The organism is Streptomyces kebangsaanensis (assembly GCF_001906585.1).
GTDB lineage: Bacteria > Actinomycetota > Actinomycetes > Streptomycetales > Streptomycetaceae > Streptomyces > Streptomyces kebangsaanensis.
Window position 1 is genome coordinate 78,210 of record NZ_JUJA01000077.1, and the last position, 17,211, is coordinate 95,420.

Consider the following 17,211-nt stretch of genomic DNA (forward strand, 5'->3'; position numbering starts at 1 on the left):
CCCGGTCCCCGCCGATCTGGAGCGGGTGGAGCGCAGGCTGCTGGCGCTGTGGGAGGCGATCCGGCTGGCCACCGAGACCGGTGACTGGCGGCCGCGCCCCACGAAGCTGTGCGGCTGGTGCGACCACCGGGCCCACTGCCCGGAGTTCGGCGGCACTCCCCCGCCCTACCCGTTGCCCCTGGGACGGACCGCGGAGCCGGCGCAGGGCAGAATGGGCGCGGACTAGCGAAGGAGACTCACGTGGCCATCCGCGTCCTACTGGTCGACGACCAGCCGTTGCTGCGCACCGGGTTCCGGATGATTCTGGAGGCCGAGCAGGACATCGCGGTCGTGGGCGAGGCCGGAGACGGTCTGCAGGCCCTGGACCAGGTGCGGGCCCTGCAGCCCGATGTGGTGCTGATGGACATCCGCATGCCGCGGATGGACGGCGTGGAGGCGACCCGGCAGATCACCGGTCCGGACCGGGACGGCCCGGCGAAGGTGCTGGTGCTGACCACCTTCGACCTCGACGAGTACGTGGTGGAGGCGCTGCGCGCCGGCGCGAGCGGCTTCCTCCTCAAGGACGCGCCCGCGGGCGAGCTGGTGCAGGCGATCCGGGTGGTCGCGGCCGGCGAGGCGATGCTGGCGCCGAGCATCACGCGCCGGCTGCTGGACAAGTACGCCACGCATCTGCCCTCCGGCGAGGAGCCGGTGCCGAACAGTCTGCACACCCTCACCGACCGCGAGGTCGAGGTGCTGAAGCTGGTGGCGCGCGGGCTGTCGAACGCGGAGATCGCCGCCGATCTGTTCGTCAGCGAGACGACCGTGAAGACCCATGTCGGGCATGTGCTGACCAAGCTGGGCCTGCGCGACCGTGTGCAGGCCGCGGTGTACGCGTACGAGAGCGGTCTGGTGCGTCCCGGCGCCCAGTAGGCCGCCCCCGCGCACAACCGAGGGCGCCCCCTCCCGGAAGGCCGGTGAGGGGGCGCTTTTGGTGTGTGCGGGGCGGTCCGGCGGCGGTTCAGCTCTTCCTGGGCTCCCGAAGGCGGAACGCGGTGGCGCCGTTGTCGGCGCCGCGGCCGGGCGAGGTGCCCGGCCGGGCCCTGTGGGGCAGGGCCCGGGGAGGGACCTCAGCCGCTGACACCGCGGCCGAGCTCCCACAGCTGGAGGGTCGCGGAGGAGTTGATGGCGTACGCGGTGCCCGTGATGGTGTCGCGGGCGGCCACGTACTGCTTGCCCTGCCACAGCGGCAGCAGCGGAACGTCGTTGGCGACGATCTCCTGAATGGTGTCCAGGCTGGTGGACGCGGAGAGCCGGTCGGCCTGTCGGCGGGACTGCGGGATCAGGGTGTTGCGGATCTCGCTGTTGGCGTACGGGGTGTTGAGGATGTTGCCCTTGTCGAGGAACGGAGCCAGGTAGTTGTCGGCGTCCGGGAAGTCCGGGAACCAGCCCATGCCGTAGACGTCGTACCGGCGCTTCAGCTCGGCCGGACGGAAGGTGGACCAGGGGGTGCCCTTGATGTCGACGTCGAACAGGCCGCTGTCGTTGAGCTGCTGGCGAAGGACCTCGAACTCCCTCTTGGTGGCCGCGCCGTAGTGGTCGGTCGTGTAGTTCAGCGTCAGCTTCACCGGGGTGGTGACGTCGGCCTTGGCCAGCAGGGTGCGGGCCTTGTCCACGTTCGGGTCGCCGTACTTGTTGAAGAAGGCGTTGGAGTGGCCGGTGATGGTGGCCGGGACGATCGAGTACAGCGGCTCGGCCTGGGTGCCGTAGACCTCGGCGACGAGTTCGCTGCGGTTGACGACCTGGGCCATGGCCGCGCGCACGGCCCTGTCCTTCACCGTCTCGGCGTCGGTGTTGAAGCCCAGGTAGCGGATCTCCAGGCCGGGCGTCTCGATGATGTCGATGTTGTCCTTGGAGTCGGCGGTGAGCCTGCGGATCTGCTCGGGCGTCATGCTGCGGGTCATGACGTCGATGTCACCCTTGTCCAGCGCGTCGCCCATGACGTCGGCGTCCGGGAAGGAACGCAGCTCCACCTTGTCGTTGTTGAGCTTCAACGTCCCCTTGTAGTTGGGGTTCTTGGTGAAGACGGCGTTGACCATCTCGTCGTTCTTGACGTTGGGCTTCATGACGTACGGGCCGGAGCCGTCCACGTCGAAGCCGTCGCGCAGCTTGTTCTTCTCGTACTTCTTGGAGCTGACGATGCCCGCGACGGGCGTCGACAGCTTGTACGGGAAGGTGGCGTCGGAGGTGTTGAGGTGGAAGATGACCTCGCGGTCGCCCTGGGTCTCCACGGTGTCGATGGTGGACAGCAGGCCGGCCACGCCGCTTTCGGCGTCGATGGCGCGGGCGCGGTCGACGGAGAACTTCACGTCGGCCGCGGTGATGGGGTCGCCGTCGGCGAACTGCAGGCCCTCGCGCAGGGTGCAGGCGTAGCGCTCGTTGCCACTGTCGCTGAAGCCGCACTTCTCGGCGGCCTCGGGGACGGGGTCGCCGTCGCCCTTGGGCTGGATCATCAGGGTCTGCACGGTCTGACGCAGGATGTTCCAGGTTCCGACGTCGTAGGCGGACGCCGGGTCGACGGGCGCTGGGTCGTCCTTCGAGGCGGTGAACCGGTCCGTGGTGCCGACGACGATGGCGTCGCCGCTCTTGCCGCCGCCACCGGAGCCGCCGCACGCGGCCAGTACCGGCGCGAGCAGACCGGCTACGGCCGGCAGCACCAAAGTCTTGCGGTTCATGCTCGAGTTTCTCCAGAGCTGTCATGTCCGTGTATCCGGCATACAGGGTTGTCGCGGCGGATCACGGGGGTAGGGATGATGTTCTCGCGACGAGATTAGTCGGCCCTCGCAGCAAGGTTCGCGGCCACGGGAGTTGAGTTCCCATCACGCAGCGGAACCGGGTGCGGACGGTCCGAAAACCCGTGACCGGAAGGATTCGTGCAGGGTTCCACCAATCGGGACACAAGGGCGCGCACACAGCCCCCGAAAGGGGGTGAGCAGCACACCTCAAGCCCCTTGTCGACCCCGGGAAAGGTGGGGAACATCACACGGTCGACCGGTGCTGCGGCCGTCGGAATTCGGCCGTCCGACGGGGTGCGAATTCCCGCGGACGCCCGCCGCGGGGCTATTCCCGCGGGCTTGGCACGCTGGGTGAACGGTTAGCGCATTTCTGTCATCAGGCCGTGCAGAAATGACAGGTTCACGTCTTCCAGGGAGGGGACGACGGTGCGCCGGGGGGCCGGGGCGATGGGGGCGACGGAGGGCACGGCGACCACCTGGCAGCCGGCGGCCTCCGCCGCGGTGACTCCGGTCACGGTGTCCTCGACCACCGCGCACCGGGCCGGGTCCACGCCCAGTCCGACGGCGGCCAGCAGGTAGGGGTCGGGGTGGGGCTTGGTGCGGGAGACCTCGTCGCCCGCCACGGACAGGGCGAAGTGCTGCGGGCCGAGGGAGGTCAGGACGCGGTCGATGATGCGGCGGTGGGAGGCCGAGACCAGGGCGGTGGGGATCCGGTGCTCGGACAGCTCGGCCAGCAGCCGTGCGGCGCCCGGCATCAGCGGCAGCATGCCGTCGATACGGTCCTCGAACGCCTCGTTCAGCAGCGTGGTGACCTCGGCGAGGGTGATGGCGGCGCCGGTGGCCTCGATCAGGAAGCCGGCGCTGCGGGTCATGGGGCCGCCGACCACGACGTGTCTCCAGGACTCGTCGAGCGTGTGTCCGAGCGCCGCGAAGACCTCCACTTCGACGTCCCACCAGAAGCCCTCGGTGTCCACCAGGGTGCCGTCCATGTCGAGGAGCACTGCCTGCAGGACTGATCCCTCGGCCGTTGGGGTCTTCCCTGCCCGAGCGGAGCCGAGGGTCTGGGGCAGGGTGCCGAGCGCGGGGACGGTACTGGTCATCCGGCGTACCTCCTTGAGGGGCGATCAGGCCGGTCCCCCTCGCGGGGAACCGGCCTGCAGTGGACCGACCAGTCTACGACGCCGCCGGACGAAACGCGTCGCGTGCGGACGCGCACCCGGCCGGACGGGACGGAGGGGAAGGGTCAGCGGGCGTTGAAGTACTTGGCCTCCGGGTGGTGGATCACGATGGCGTCGGTGGACTGTTCGGGGTGGAGCTGGAACTCCTCCGACAGGTGGACGCCGATGCGTTCGGGCTCCAGGAGGTGGGCGATCTTGGCGCGGTCCTCCAGGTCGGGACAGGCACCGTAGCCGAGGGAGAAGCGGGCGCCGCGGTACTTCAGTTCGAACATGCCCTGGATCTCGTCCGGGTCCTCGCCCGCGAAGCCCAGTTCGGCGCGCACGCGTGCGTGCCAGTACTCGGCCAGGGCCTCGGCCAGCTGCACGGACAGGCCGTGCAGCTCCAGGTAGTCGCGGTAGGAGTCGGCCGCGAAGAGGCGGGCGGTCTCCTCGCCGATCCTCGAGCCGACGGTGACCACCTGGAAGCCCACCACGTCCGTCTCCCCCGACTCCTCCGGGCGGAAGAAGTCGGCCAGGCACAGCCGGCGGCCGCGGCGCTGGCGCGGGAAGGTGAAGCGGGTGCGCTCGTTGCCCTGCTCGTCCAGGACGATCAGGTCGTCGTCCTTGGACACGCAGGGGAAGTAGCCGTGGACCACCGCGGCCTCGAGCAGGTTCTCCGTCTGCAGACGGTCCAGCAGGCCGCGCAGCCGGGGACGGCCCTCGGTCTCGACCAGCTCCTCGTACGTCGGCCCGTCACCGGTGCGGGCCTGCTTCAGCCCCCACTGACCCTTGAACAGGGCGCCCTCGTCCAGCCAGGACGCGTACTCCTTGAGCTGGATGCCCTTGACCACCCGGGTGCCCCAGAACGGCGGGGTGGGGATCGGGTTGTCCGTGGCGACGTCCGAGCGGACGTGCCCCTCCTGCGGGCGCTCCTCGACCTCGACGGTGGCCGCCCGCACCCGGCGCTGCCTGAGTTCCGGCAGCTTCGCTCCCGGCACGCCCCGCTTGACCCCGATCAGCGCGTCCATCAGACGCAGGCCCTCGAACGCGTCGCGGGCGTAGCGGACCTCGCCGTCGTACAGCTCGTGCAGGTCCTGCTCGACGTACGCCCGAGTCAGGGCCGCGCCGCCCAGGATCACCGGATAAGCCGCCGCCAGACCGCGGCTGTTGAGCTCCTCCAGGTTCTCCTTCATGACCACCGTGGACTTCACCAGCAGCCCGGACATGCCGATCACGTCGGCCCGGTGCTCCTCGGCGGCCTCCAGGATCGCCGAGACGGGCTGCTTGATGCCCAGGTTGACCACGTTGTAGCCGTTGTTGGACAGGATGATGTCGACGAGGTTCTTGCCGATGTCGTGCACGTCCCCGCGCACGGTGGCCAGCACGATCGTGCCCTTGCCGGCCTCGTCGGTCTTCTCCATGTGCGGCTCGAGATGGGCGACGGCCGCCTTCATCACCTCGGCGGACTGCAGCACGAACGGCAGTTGCATCTGCCCGGAGCCGAACAGCTCGCCGACCACCTTCATGCCGTCCAGCAGGGTGTCGTTGACGATGTCCAGGGCCCTGCGGGTCTTCAGTGCCTCGTCCAGGTCCTGTTCCAGGCCGTTGCGCTCGCCGTCGATGATGCGGCGCTTGAGCCGCTCCTCCAGCGGCAGCGCGGCCAGTTCCTCGGCCTTGCCCGCCTTCAGCGACTTCGCCGTGGCGCCCTCGAACAGCTGCATGAGCTTCTGCAGCGGGTCGTAGCCCTCCCGGCGCCGGTCGTGGATCAGGTCCAGGGCCGTTCGCACCTGCTCCTCGTCGAAGCGGGCGATCGGCAGGATCTTGCTCGCGTGCACGATCGCCGAGTCCAGGCCCGCCTTGACGCACTCGTCCAGGAAGACGGAGTTCAGCAGGATCCGGGCGGCCGGGTTCAGGCCGAAGGAGATGTTGGACAGGCCGAGGGTGGTCTGCACCTTCGGGTGCCGCCGCTTCAGCTCGCGGATGCCCTCGATGGTGGCCACGCCGTCCCCTCGGGACTCCTCCTGGCCGGTGCAGATGGTGAAGGTCAGGCAGTCGACGAGGATGTCCTCCTCGCGGATGCCCCAGTTGCCGGTCAGGTCGGCGATCAGCCGCTCGGCGACCTCCACCTTCCTCTCGGCGGTGCGGGCCTGGCCCTCCTCGTCGATGGTCAGCGCGATCAACGCCGCCCCGTGCTCCTTCGCCAGCGCGGTGACCCGCGCGAAGCGGGACTCGGGCCCGTCGCCGTCCTCGTAGTTCACCGAGTTGATCACCGCACGGCCGCCCAGCTTCTCCAGCCCGGCCCGGATGACGTCGACCTCGGTGGAGTCCAGCACGATCGGCAGCGTGGAGGCGGTGGCGAAGCGTCCGGCCAGCTCCCGCATGTCCGCGGCGCCGTCCCGGCCGACGTAGTCCACGCACAGGTCCAGCATGTGCGCGCCCTCGCGGATCTGCTCGCGCGCCAGCTCCACACAGTCGTCCCAGCGGCCCTGGAGCATGGCCTCACGGAACTTCTTCGACCCGTTGGCGTTCGTCCGCTCGCCGATCGCCAGGTAGGAGGTGTCCTGCCGGAACGGCACCGTCTGGTACAGGGAGGCCGCGCCCGGCTCCGGGCGCGGGCTGCGCTCCACCGGCGTCAGGTCCCGCACCCGTTCCACCAGCCGGCTCAGGTGCTCCGGCGTCGTACCGCAGCAGCCGCCCACCAGGGACAGGCCGTAGTCGCGGACGAAGTGCTCCTGCGCGTCCGCCAGCTCGGGCGCGGTCAGCGGGTAGTGCGCGCCGTCCTTGGTGAGCACGGGGAGTCCGGCGTTGGGCATGCAGGACAGCGGGACGCGCGCGTGCCGGGACAGGTAGCGCAGGTGCTCGCTCATCTCGGCCGGGCCGGTCGCGCAGTTCAGGCCGATCATGTCGACGCCCAGCGGCTCCAGCGCGGTGAGCGCCGCACCGATCTCCGAGCCGAGCAGCATGGTGCCGGTGGTCTCGACGGTCACCGAGACGATCAGCGGCACGTCGTGTCCGGCGACCGCCATGGCCCGGCGGGCGGCGATGATGGAGGCCTTGGTCTGCAGCAGGTCCTGCGTGGTCTCCACCAGCAGGGCGTCCGCACCGCCCGCGAGCAGGCCCTCGGCGTTCTGCTGGTAGGCGTCGCGGATGGCGGTGAACGTGGTGTGCCCCAGGGTGGGCAGCTTGGTGCCGGGCCCCATCGAGCCGAGGACCCAGCGGGGCCGGCCGTCCCGGCCGGTGAACTCGTCCGCCGCCTCGCGGGCGATGCGGGCGCCCGCCTCGGACAGCTCGGTGACGCGCTCGGCGATGTCGTACTCGCCCAGAGCGGTGAGGTTGGTGCCGAAGGTGTTGGTCTCCACGCAGTCCACGCCCACGGCGAAGTAGGCGTCGTGGACCGACCGGACGATGTCCGGCCGCGTGACGTTCAGGATCTCGTTGCAGCCCTCGAGGTTCTGGAAGTCCTCGAGTGTCGGGTCCTGGGCCTGGAGCATGGTGCCCATCGCTCCGTCGGCGACCACCACACGGGTGGCGAGCGCCTCGCGGAGGGCGGACACACGGGTCCGGCTGTCGGCGGAAGGGGTCAGCGGCAACGAGGCCATGAAGGGGCTCCCTCGGGTTGCGACGGCTGTCGGCTTTGCGTCTTCCCCTGGAGGCGGAGTGCGCGGTTCCGGGGAACCGGGCGCACAGCTCCCCGAGGGGACGCACGCCGCCAGGGTAGCCGGGACCGGTCCCCGGCGAGCGGGGCGTCCACCAAGCGGACGAGGATGGCCGTCGGGTCATCCCGGGGTCGGGGCACGCAACAGGTGCCGGCCGACCATTGGCGGTGAGTCGGCATGGACCGGTAGTGTTCGGCATTGCCGAACGGGCGGCACGAGGGTCGTCCGCCGACGGTCGAAGGGGACGGAGGCAGGACGGCGATGACACGGAACATCCAGTCGCTCGAAAGGGCGGCCGCGATGCTGCGGTTGCTGGCGGGCGGCGAGCGGCGGCTGGGCCTGTCGGACATCGCCGCCTCACTGGGCCTGGCCAAGGGCACCGCCCACGGCATACTGCGCACCCTCCAGCACGAGGGCTTCGTCGAACAGGACGAGGCCTCCGGGCGCTACCAGCTGGGCGCGGAGCTGCTGCGCCTGGGCACCACCTATCTCGACGTGCACGAACTGCGGGCGCGCGCCCTGGTCTGGACGGACGACCTGGCCCGCTCCAGCGGGGAGAGCGTCTACCTGGGCGTGCTGCACCACCACGGCGTGCTGATCGTGCACCACGTCTTCCGCCCGGACGACAGCCGGCAGGTGCTGGAGATCGGCGCGATGCAGCCGCTGCACTCCACGGCCCTGGGCAAGGTGCTCTCGGCGTACGACCCCGTCGCGCACAGCGAGGCGGTCGAGACCGACCGCAAGGCGTTCACGGAACGTACCGTGTGCGACCTGGACGGCTTCGAGCGCGTCCTCGACGTCACGCGCGCGCGTGGCTACGCCGCCGACGCGGAGGAGACCTGGGAGGGCGTCGCCTCCATCGCCGCGCCCATCCACGACCGGCGGCGGATGCCGGTCGGCGCGGTCGGCATCACCGGCGCCGTGGAGCGGGTGTGCCCGGGGGGCGAGCTGCGCCACGAGCTCATCGCGGCGGTGCGGGACTGCGCCCGCGCGGTCTCGCGGGACCTGGGCGCCGGGCGGTTCTGAGCGCCGTACCCCCCGCCGGGCCGCACACCACAGGCCGGTACGTCACCGACGTACCGGCCTTCCGCGTGCCCGCGCCCGCGGCGGGGCCGGTCGGCCGGCGATCAGTAACGATCGCGGTTTCGGCAGCAGAACCCTTGACGCCCACCTGACAGCAAGGTGAGACTCCCGTCCACCGGTCGGCATTGTCGAACACCTTGCGGCAATACGCGCTAGGGTGTGACAACGCCAGGGCCGGCGTCGCTCTCACCCCCGAGGGCGCCGGACCCCCGGTGGGACCCGGGGTCCGGTTGCCCCGGACGATGGACAAAGGAGTCGCGGGTGTCCAGCTCCGACATCTTCATCGGCGAGACCATCGGTACCGCCGTACTCATCCTGCTCGGCGGCGGGGTCTGCGCCGCCGTGACCCTGAAGGCCTCCAAGGCCCGTAACGCCGGCTGGCTCGCCATCGCCTTCGGGTGGGGCTTCGCCGTGATGACGGCGGTGTACATCTCGGGCCCGGTCTCCGGTGCCCACCTCAACCCGGCCGTGACGGTCGCCCTCGCCATCAAGAACGGCGACTGGGCGGACGTTCCGACCTATGTCGCCGGCCAGCTGCTCGGCGCCATGATCGGCGCGGCTCTGGTCTGGGTCGCCTACTACGGCCAGTTCCGGGCCCACCTCACCGACCGGGAGGTCGTCGGCGGTCCGGGCGCCCAGGCCACCGCCGTCAAGGCGGTCGAGGCGCAGGAGAAGGGCGCCGGCCCGGTCCTCGGCGTCTTCTCCACCGGCCCCGAGATCCGGAACGCGGTGCAGAACCTCGCCACCGAGATCGTCGGCACGATCGTGCTGATCCTCGCGGTCCTCACCCAGGGCCTGAACGACGAGGGCAACGGCCTCGGTGTCCTCGGCGGCCTGGTCACCGCACTCGTCGTCGTCTCCATCGGCCTGTCCCTCGGCGGCCCCACGGGCTACGCGATCAACCCCGCCCGTGACCTCGGCCCCCGTATCGTCCACGCCCTGCTGCCCCTGCCCAACAAGGGCGGCTCCGACTGGAGCTACGCCTGGGTCCCCGTGGTCGGCCCGCTCGTCGGCGGCGCCATCGCCGCGGGCCTCTACAACGTGGCCTTCGCCTGATGAGTCCGGCACTCCTCTCCTTCGCACCCCGCGCCCCGCGCCGCACGCGCGGGACCACCGCCCCATCGACCACGGACCCCAGGAGCACACAGTGACCGACGCCCACACCGCCGGCCCCTTCATCGCTGCCATCGACCAGGGCACCACCTCCTCCCGCTGCATCGTCTTCGACCGGGACGGCCGGATCGTCTCCGTCGACCAGAAGGAGCACGAGCAGATCTTCCCCAAGCCGGGCTGGGTCGAACACGACGCCACCGAGATCTGGACCAACGTCCAGGAGGTCGTCGCCGGAGCCGTCGAGAAGGCCGGCATCACCCGCGACGACATCAAGGCCATCGGCATCACCAACCAGCGCGAGACCACCGTGCTGTGGGACAGGAACACCGGGGAGCCCGTCCACAACGCCATCGTCTGGCAGGACACCCGCACCGACGCCCTGTGCAAGGAGCTCGGCCGCAACGTCGGCCAGGACCGCTTCCGCCGCGAGACCGGCCTTCCCCTCGCCTCCTACTTCGCCGGTCCCAAGGCCCGCTGGCTGCTCGACAACGTCGAGGGCCTGCGCGAGCGCGCCGCGGCGGGCGACCTGCTCTTCGGCACCATGGACACCTGGGTCATCTGGAACCTGACGGGCGGCACGGACGGCGGCAGGCACGTCACCGACGTCACCAACGCCTCCCGCACCCTCCTGATGAACCTGCACACCATGGAGTGGGACGAGAGGATCTGCGAGTCGATCGGCGTCCCGCGGCAGATCCTGCCCGAGATCCGCTCCTCCGCCGAGGTCTACGGCGAGATCAGGGGCGGCAGGCTGGGCGACCTGCTCGGCGGCATCCCGGTCGCCTCCGCGCTCGGCGACCAGCAGGCGGCCCTGTTCGGCCAGACCTGCTTCTCCGAGGGCGAGACCAAGTCGACGTACGGCACCGGCACCTTCATGGTGATGAACACCGGTGACAAGATCATCAACTCCTACAGCGGGCTGCTGACCACCGTCGGCTACCGGATCGGCGAGGACAAACCGGTCTACGCCCTGGAGGGCTCGATCGCCGTCACCGGTTCCCTGGTGCAGTGGATGCGCGACCAGATGGGCCTGATCTCCACCGCCGCCGAGATCGAGACGCTGGCGCTCTCGGTCGAGGACAACGGCGGCGCCTATTTCGTGCCGGCCTTCTCCGGCCTGTTCGCCCCGTACTGGCGCTCCGACGCCCGCGGTGTGATCGCCGGCCTGACCCGGTACGTCACCAAGGCACACCTCGCGCGCGCCGTCCTGGAGGCCACCGCCTGGCAGACGCGGGAGATCGCGGACGCCATGACCAAGGACTCCGGGGTGGAGCTCACCGCCCTCAAGGTCGACGGCGGCATGACCTCCAACAACCTGCTGATGCAGATGCTCTCGGACTTCCTGGACGCCCCCGTGGTGCGCCCGATGGTCGCCGAGACCACCTGCCTCGGCGCCGCCTACGCCGCCGGTCTCGCCGTCGGCTTCTGGAACAGCACCGACGACCTGCGCGCCAACTGGCGCCGGGCCGCCGAGTGGACCCCCCGCATGGACGCGGACATCCGCGACCGTGAGTACAAGAACTGGCTCAAGGCCGTCGAGCGGACCATGGGCTGGCTCGAGGACGAGGAGTAAGAACCGCAATGACCCGTCAGTCCACCCTGCAGTCCGTGCCTGTCCTGGGAACGCGCCCGGCCTCCTGCCCGAACCCGGGCCGTGCCGAGACCCGGGAGCGGCTTGCGAAGGCGACGTACGACCTCCTCGTGATCGGCGGCGGCATCCTGGGCATCTCCACCGCCTGGCACGCCGCGCAGTCCGGCCTCAGGGTGGCCCTGGTCGACGCCGGCGACTTCGCCGGCGCCACCTCCTCCGCCTCCTCCAAGCTGCTCCACGGCGGCCTGCGCTATCTGCAGACCGGCGCGGTGAGGCTGGTGGCGGAGAACCACTTCGAGCGCCGTGCGGTCTCCCGCCAGGTGGCCCCCCACCTGGCGAACCCGCTCACCTTCTACCTCCCCGTGTACAAGGGCGGGCCGCACGGCGCGGCGAAGCTCGGGGCCGGCGTGTTCGCCTACTCCGCGCTGTCCGCCTTCGGTGACGGCGTGGGCCACCTGCTCAGCCCGGCGAGGGCCGCGCAGGACGTGCCCGAGCTGCGCACCGAGAACCTCAGGGCCGTGGCCGTCTACGGCGACGACCAGATGAACGACGCGCGCATGGCGCTGATGACGGTCCGCGCGGCCGTCGAGTCGGGCGCGGTCGTCCTCAACCACGCCGAGGTGACCGGGCTGCGCTTCACCCGGGGCCGGGTCACCGGCGCCGAGCTGAGGGACCGGCTGTCCGGCGACGAGTTCGGCGTGGACGCCCGGCTGGTGCTGAACGCGACCGGGCCGTGGGTGGACCACCTGCGCAGGATGGAGGATCCGGCCGCGGCGCCGTCCATCCGCCTGTCCAAGGGCGCGCACCTGGTGCTCAAGCGCACCTCGCCGTGGAGGGCGGCGCTGGCCACCCCGATCGACAAGTACCGCATCACCTTCGCCCTCCCCTGGGAGGACATGCTGCTGCTCGGCACGACCGACGAGGAGTACGAGGGCGACCCGGCCGACGTCGCGGTGAACGACAAGGACATCGCGCAGATACTCGACGAGGCCGCGTTCTCCGTCCGCGGCCGGCAGCTCGACCGCGAGCTGATCACGTACGCCTTCGCCGGTCTGCGGGTGCTGCCGGGCGGGCCCGGCGACACCGCCAAGGCCAGGCGCGAGACGGTGGTGACCGAGGGCAGGGGCGGCATGCTGTCCGTGGCGGGCGGCAAGTGGACCACCTTCCGGCACATCGGCCGTACGGTGATGGGGAAGCTCCAGACGCTGCCGGGCGCCCCGCTGGGCGAGGACTTCGAGCCGGTCTCCGCACTGCCGAGGAAGCTGCCGCTGCCGGGCATCGCCAACCCGCGCGCGGTCGCCCACCGGCTGCTGGTGGACCGCCCGGCGCCCGGCCCGCGCATGGCCGCCGACACCGCCCGGCACCTGGCCACGCACTACGGCTCGCTGGCCTTCGACATCGCCCGGCTGGCGAACGAGAACCCGGGGCTGGGCGAGCGGATCCACCCGGACGCCCCGGAGATCTGGGCCCAGGTCGTCTGGGCCCGCGACCACGAGTGGGCCGAGACGCCGGAGGACGTGCTGCGCCGGCGTACGACACTGACCGTCCGCGGTCTGGCCACGGACGAGGTCCGGGCGAAGGTGCGGGACCTGCTCGGGGAGAATTGACCCCTCTCCCGGCCGAAGGCAGGGGGTCCCCGGCTCACGTCGCCTGCGGGCCCGGCGGACCGGCAGGTCTTGCACGATCGACACCGGCCGGGGCGGAACCGGCCCGGTCCGGCACCGCGAGCAAAGGAGTTGCCGTGACCGCCGGGCGGTGCCGGGCGGCCGGCTCCCACCGCACGGGGGCCGGCCGCTCTTCTGCCTCCATGGTGTGCTCGGACATCCGGTGTCCGATCCGACGCCTGATCCGGATCCTGGACGTGCGGCGGGGCGGCGGCACGTACGTCACCGGCCCGGACCCGCGACTGCTGCCGGAGGCAGCGGGTTCCGCCGTCGGCTTCCACCGCGACGACACGGTGCCGGAGTTCCCGGCGGTGCGCCGCGCCCTGGGCGAGCACCGCGCGGTTCCCGGGGCGCCGCGCGACCGGGACGCGGGGGCGGCGCGGTCCTGGGCGACGGTGCGCATCGCGGGCGTCGAGCGGTGGCCGCGTTCCGCTCTCCGGCCCGGCGTTGATCTCCGGGTGTTCGATCACGGGGAACGGGGCAGTCATCCGTTCACTCCCCCGTGCAAGGGGGCTGCGAGCGCCCCCGCCGCACGCCGTAAGGTTGGTGGGTCAGGCGAGGGCACGTCGGAAGGAGGCGCTGGGTGATCGAGCTCGAGGGGGTTCCCGAGCTGATCGACCCGGTCATGGTGGCCGCGTTCGAGGGCTGGAACGATGCCGGCGACGCCGCCTCCACCGCGGTCGCGCATCTGGACAGGGAGTGGAAGGGCGAGGTGTTCGCGGCGCTGGACGCCGAGGACTACTACGACTTCCAGGTGAACCGCCCCACGGTGTTCGTGGACGGCGGCGTGCGCAAGATCACCTGGCCGACGACGAGACTGTCGGTGGTCCGGATCGGCGGGGAGAAGCCACGCGACCTGGTACTGGTCCGCGGCATCGAACCGTCCATGCGCTGGCGCTCGTTCTGCAACGAGCTGCTCGGCTTCGCGCACGAACTGGGCGTGGAGCTGGTGGTCATCCTGGGCGCGCTGCTCGGCGACACCCCGCACACGCGTCCGGTGCCGATCAGCGGGACCACGTCGGACGCGGACCTGGCCCGCCGGATGGACCTGGAGGAGAGCAAGTACGAGGGGCCGACGGGCATCGTGGGCGTGCTGCAGGAGGCCTGTACGCACGCCGGTGTCCCGGCGGTCTCGCTGTGGGCGGCGGTGCCTCACTACGTCTCGCAGCCGCCGAACCCCAAGGCCACGCTGGCCCTGCTCAACCGGCTGGAGGACCTGCTCGACCTGCGCGTTCCGCTGGGCGAGCTGCCGGAGGACGCACGGGCCTGGCAGGTGGGGGTGGACCAGCTGGCCGCCGAGGACAGCGAGGTCGCGGAGTACGTGCAGACGCTGGAGGAGGCCCGGGACACCGCGGAGCTGCCGGAGGCGTCGGGCGAGGCGATCGCCCGCGAGTTCGAGCGGTACCTGCGGCGCCGGGACGGCGGCGGGCCGTCGTCGGGCGGGCACGCCACGGCGGACGGTGGCGAGGGCGGCTCGTACCGGCGGGAGGGGCCGGGGGGCCGTACGCGGTCGTCGAAGCCGCCGAAGCCGGAGGCCGGCGGGACGGACGAGACGGACGGCGAGGACTCGTCGGAGGAGTGAACGGTTCAGGGGCGGTGCGCGTGACGCGCACCGCCCCTGATGCCGTGCCGGGCGTCCGTCTCAGAGAGCCACGCCCAGCAGGGCGTCCACGGCGCGCGAGACGAGGCCGGGGGCGCCGGTGTCCTCGCCGCCCCGCTCCTGCTGGAGGGCCGCCCAGCGGTCGACCGCGGCCAGGGCGGCGGGGGCGTCCAGGTCGTCGGCGAGGGCGTCGCGGATCTCCTCGACCAGCGCGTCGGCGGGCGGGCCGTCGGGCCGGGAGACGGCCGAGCGCCAGCGGCCGAGACGCGCCACGGCGTCCTGGAGGACCTGGTCGGTCCACTCCCAGTCGGAGCGGTAGTGATGGGCCAGGAGCGCGAGCCGGATGGCGGCGGGGTCCACGCCGTCGCGCCGCAGCCGCGAGACGAAGACCAGGTTGCCCTTGGACTTGGACATCTTCTCGCCGTCGAGGGCGACCATGCCGGCGTGCACGTAGGCCTTGGCCATCGGGAACTCGCCGGTGAGCACCTGGGCGTGCGAGGCGCCCATCTCGTGGTGCGGGAAGGCGAGGTCGGAGCCGCCGCCCTGGACGTCGAAGCCCATGCCGAGGTGGTCCAGGGCGATCGCCACGCACTCGATGTGCCAGCCGGGCCGGCCCCGGCCGAGGGAGCCGCCGTCCCAGCTGGGCTCTCCGTCCCGGGCGGCCAGCCACAGGACCGGGTCGAGCGGGTTCTTCTTGCCGGGGCGGTCGGGGTCGCCGCCGCGCTCGGCGGACAGCAGGCGCATCGCCTCGGCGTCCAGGTGGGAGACCTCGCCGAAGTGGGGGTCGGACCCGACGGAGAAGTACACGTCCCCGTCGAGTTCGTACGCCGCGCCCAGGTCCCGCAGCCGTTCGACCAGCGGGACGATGCCGGGTATCGCCTCCACGGCGCCGATGTAGTGCCTGGGGGGCAGCATCCGCAGGGCGGTCATGTCCTCGCGGAACAGGACCGTCTCCCGTTCGGCCAGCTCCACCCAGTCGACGTCGTCGCGCTGCGCCCGCTCCAGCAGCGGATCGTCGACGTCGGTCACGTTCTGGACGTAGTGGACCTGCCGCTTGGTGTCGAGCCACACGCGCTGTACGAGGTCGAACGCGTTGTAGGTCGCCGCGTGACCCATGTGGGTCGCGTCGTACGGCGTGATGCCGCAGACGTAGATACGGGCGACGGGACCGGGCTGGAGGGTGACCGGACCTCCGGTCGCGGTGTCGTGGATCCTCAGGTCGCGGCCCTGACCGGGCAGGGCGGGGACCTCGGAAGCGGGCCAGGCATGCATGTCATGAGCGTAACCGGACCGCGGTCCCGTATACGAACCGGACCGGGCCGGATGACCGGGAAGGCGCTCTTGCGTGACCGCGCGGGGTGTGCTGACGCCGGCCGGCGGTGAGCGGTGGCGGTCCGCGGGGCTACACCGGTGGCCAGGGGATCGCCGGCCAGTCCCCCGTGGGTTCCGGGTGGGTGGCGGAGGTGAGGAGGGCGTTCACACGCGCGCGCGTGGCGTGGAGTTCGGACGCGGTGATCAGGCCGGAGAGGCGGGTGGCGAGGGGCGCTCCGTCGGTGAGGGCGTCCTGGAGGGACTCCAGGACGCCCAGGACGTCCGGCGGGAGCGGTTCGCCCGCCCAGCCCCACAGCAGGGTGCGCAGCTTGTTCTCGACGTGGAAGGTGACGCCGTGGTCGATGCCGTAGAGGTGCCCGTCGGGGGTCGGCAGCAGGTGGCCGCCCTTGCGGTCGGCGTTGTTGATCACGGCGTCCAGGACGGCCAGCCGGCGCAGCCGCTCGTCGTCGGCGTGCACCAGCAGCGCGGTGCGGCCCCGGCCGACCTCGGCGAACCCGATCGCCTTCCAGCCCGGGCCGGGCTCCTCGGCGTCCAGCAGCGCGAGCAGCTCCGCGCCGGTGTCGTCGGCGGTCACCTCGACCCACAGCTGCACCATGCCCTCGCCGTACGGGCCGTCGCGCAGCACGGTGGGCGGCACCAGGCCCCAGCCGGTCGCCTCGGAGACCTCGTACGCGGCCACCTCACGCGCGGCGAGCGTGCCGTCGGGGAAGTCCCACAGCGGACGTTCCCCGGCTACCGGCTTGTAGACGCAGGCCGCCTCCTGGCCGTCGTACGCGACCGTGCAGAACAGCGCCGCGTTGGAGGCCTCCCGGATCCGGCCGCGCACGGTCAGCTCGCCCTGGGCGAGCAACTCGGCGGACGCCGCGCCGGGCGTCACATTCCGCGGCGGTATCCGTTCTGGCGCGGACATACGTGTCCTTCCGGGTCGAGCGGGAGGCTGCACAGCGGGCACGGCGGCCGCCCGGCGTTGACGACGTCCAGGGCGCGCTTGGCGAAGGCCCTCGCCTGCGCGCCGGTGAGCCGGACCCGGAGCATCGGAGGACCGTTCTCCTCGTCCTGCAGCAGCCGCTCCTCGGCCTCGGCGAGGTCCTCCTCGGACTCCACGTCGATCTCGACGAGCGCCTGTGCCTCGACGATCATGCGCTGCTCCTCGCCGTCCCAGGCGAGTGCCATGGTGCCGACCCGGAACTCCTCCTCGATGGGGGTGTCCAGCGGTCCGGTGTCGGCGATCTCGGTGGGCG

At 71.5% G+C, this 17,211-nt stretch carries 12 protein-coding genes and 1 pseudogene; 7 read left to right on the plus strand and 6 right to left on the minus strand.

Annotated elements, in window-relative coordinates:
• Window positions 1-226: pseudogene (locus RH94_RS43085) on the plus strand (recombinase RecB); the annotation flags it as partial.
• Window positions 227-240: 14 nt separating this feature from the next.
• Window positions 241-912: a response regulator gene (locus tag RH94_RS11460; RefSeq protein WP_073947496.1), complete on the plus strand. Its 672-nt coding sequence runs from the start codon at window positions 241-243 to the stop codon at window positions 910-912.
• 197 nt (window positions 913-1,109) lie between these two features.
• Here RH94_RS11460 and RH94_RS11465 read toward each other — a convergent pair whose 3' ends face one another.
• From RH94_RS11465 to metH, 3 genes are all read right to left on the minus strand, one after another.
• The gene (locus RH94_RS11465) at window positions 1,110-2,714 is read right to left on the minus strand and encodes an ABC transporter substrate-binding protein (RefSeq protein WP_073947497.1); all 1,605 of its coding nucleotides are present in this window, start codon (window positions 2,712-2,714) and stop codon (window positions 1,110-1,112) included.
• Window positions 2,715-3,133: 419 nt separating this feature from the next.
• Window positions 3,134-3,874, minus strand: a complete 741-nt coding sequence (locus tag RH94_RS11470) for an HAD family hydrolase (protein ID WP_073947498.1) — start codon at window positions 3,872-3,874, stop codon at window positions 3,134-3,136.
• Window positions 3,875-4,017: 143 nt separating this feature from the next.
• Entirely contained in the window at window positions 4,018-7,530 is a 3,513-nt protein-coding gene (gene metH, locus RH94_RS11475) for a methionine synthase (protein ID WP_073947499.1), read from the minus strand.
• 318 nt (window positions 7,531-7,848) lie between these two features.
• Here metH and RH94_RS11480 point away from each other — a divergent pair, with 318 nt between their 5' ends.
• The 5 genes from RH94_RS11480 (at window position 7,849) to RH94_RS11505 (ending at window position 14,620) form a co-directional block, all read left to right on the plus strand.
• Window positions 7,849-8,613, plus strand: coding sequence for an IclR family transcriptional regulator (locus RH94_RS11480; RefSeq protein ID WP_073947500.1), 765 nt, complete (start codon window positions 7,849-7,851; stop codon window positions 8,611-8,613).
• 318 nt (window positions 8,614-8,931) lie between these two features.
• Complete coding sequence (locus tag RH94_RS11485) at window positions 8,932-9,726, plus strand: MIP/aquaporin family protein (RefSeq protein ID WP_073947501.1); 795 nt, start codon at window positions 8,932-8,934, stop codon at window positions 9,724-9,726.
• 91 nt (window positions 9,727-9,817) lie between these two features.
• Window positions 9,818-11,356: a glycerol kinase GlpK gene (gene glpK, locus RH94_RS11490; RefSeq protein WP_073947502.1), complete on the plus strand. Its 1,539-nt coding sequence runs from the start codon at window positions 9,818-9,820 to the stop codon at window positions 11,354-11,356.
• An 8-nt stretch (window positions 11,357-11,364) separates the two neighbouring features.
• Window positions 11,365-12,981, plus strand: coding sequence for a glycerol-3-phosphate dehydrogenase/oxidase (locus RH94_RS11495; protein ID WP_073947503.1), 1,617 nt, complete (start codon window positions 11,365-11,367; stop codon window positions 12,979-12,981).
• 640 nt (window positions 12,982-13,621) lie between these two features.
• Window positions 13,622-14,620, plus strand: a complete 999-nt coding sequence (locus tag RH94_RS11505; protein WP_073947505.1) for a PAC2 family protein — start codon at window positions 13,622-13,624, stop codon at window positions 14,618-14,620.
• A gap of 60 nt (window positions 14,621-14,680) precedes the next feature.
• Here RH94_RS11505 and mshC read toward each other — a convergent pair whose 3' ends face one another.
• The 3 genes from mshC to RH94_RS43090 form a co-directional block, all read right to left on the minus strand.
• Window positions 14,681-15,910 carry a cysteine--1-D-myo-inosityl 2-amino-2-deoxy-alpha-D-glucopyranoside ligase gene (gene mshC / locus RH94_RS11510; RefSeq protein ID WP_073947506.1) on the minus strand — a complete coding sequence of 410 codons (1,230 nt, stop codon included), beginning with the start codon at window positions 15,908-15,910 and terminating at the stop codon, window positions 14,681-14,683.
• A gap of 130 nt (window positions 15,911-16,040) precedes the next feature.
• The gene (locus tag RH94_RS11515; protein WP_199880924.1) at window positions 16,041-16,880 is read right to left on the minus strand and encodes an SCO1664 family protein; all 840 of its coding nucleotides are present in this window, start codon (window positions 16,878-16,880) and stop codon (window positions 16,041-16,043) included.
• On the minus strand, window positions 16,844-17,211 hold a 368-nt coding region (locus RH94_RS43090; protein ID WP_234425697.1), incomplete at its 5' end, for a DUF3090 family protein. The genes RH94_RS43090 and RH94_RS11515, both read right to left, overlap by 37 nt.

What these genes read in the sequence shown, in the direction of transcription:
- RH94_RS11465 (WP_073947497.1), bottom strand. Translation starts at nt 2,714, where the DNA reads ATGAACCGCAAGACTTTGGTGCTGCCGGCCGTAGCCGGTCTGCTCGCG.
- RH94_RS11470 (WP_073947498.1), bottom strand. Translation starts at nt 3,874, where the DNA reads ATGACCAGTACCGTCCCCGCGCTCGGCACCCTGCCCCAGACCCTCGGC.
- metH (WP_073947499.1), bottom strand. Translation starts at nt 7,530, where the DNA reads ATGGCCTCGTTGCCGCTGACCCCTTCCGCCGACAGCCGGACCCGTGTG.
- RH94_RS11480 (WP_073947500.1), top strand. Translation starts at nt 7,849, where the DNA reads ATGACACGGAACATCCAGTCGCTCGAAAGGGCGGCCGCGATGCTGCGG.
- RH94_RS11495 (WP_073947503.1), top strand. Translation starts at nt 11,365, where the DNA reads ATGACCCGTCAGTCCACCCTGCAGTCCGTGCCTGTCCTGGGAACGCGC.
- mshC (WP_073947506.1), bottom strand. Translation starts at nt 15,910, where the DNA reads ATGCATGCCTGGCCCGCTTCCGAGGTCCCCGCCCTGCCCGGTCAGGGC.
- RH94_RS11515 (WP_199880924.1), bottom strand. Translation starts at nt 16,880, where the DNA reads ATGTCCGCGCCAGAACGGATACCGCCGCGGAATGTGACGCCCGGCGCG.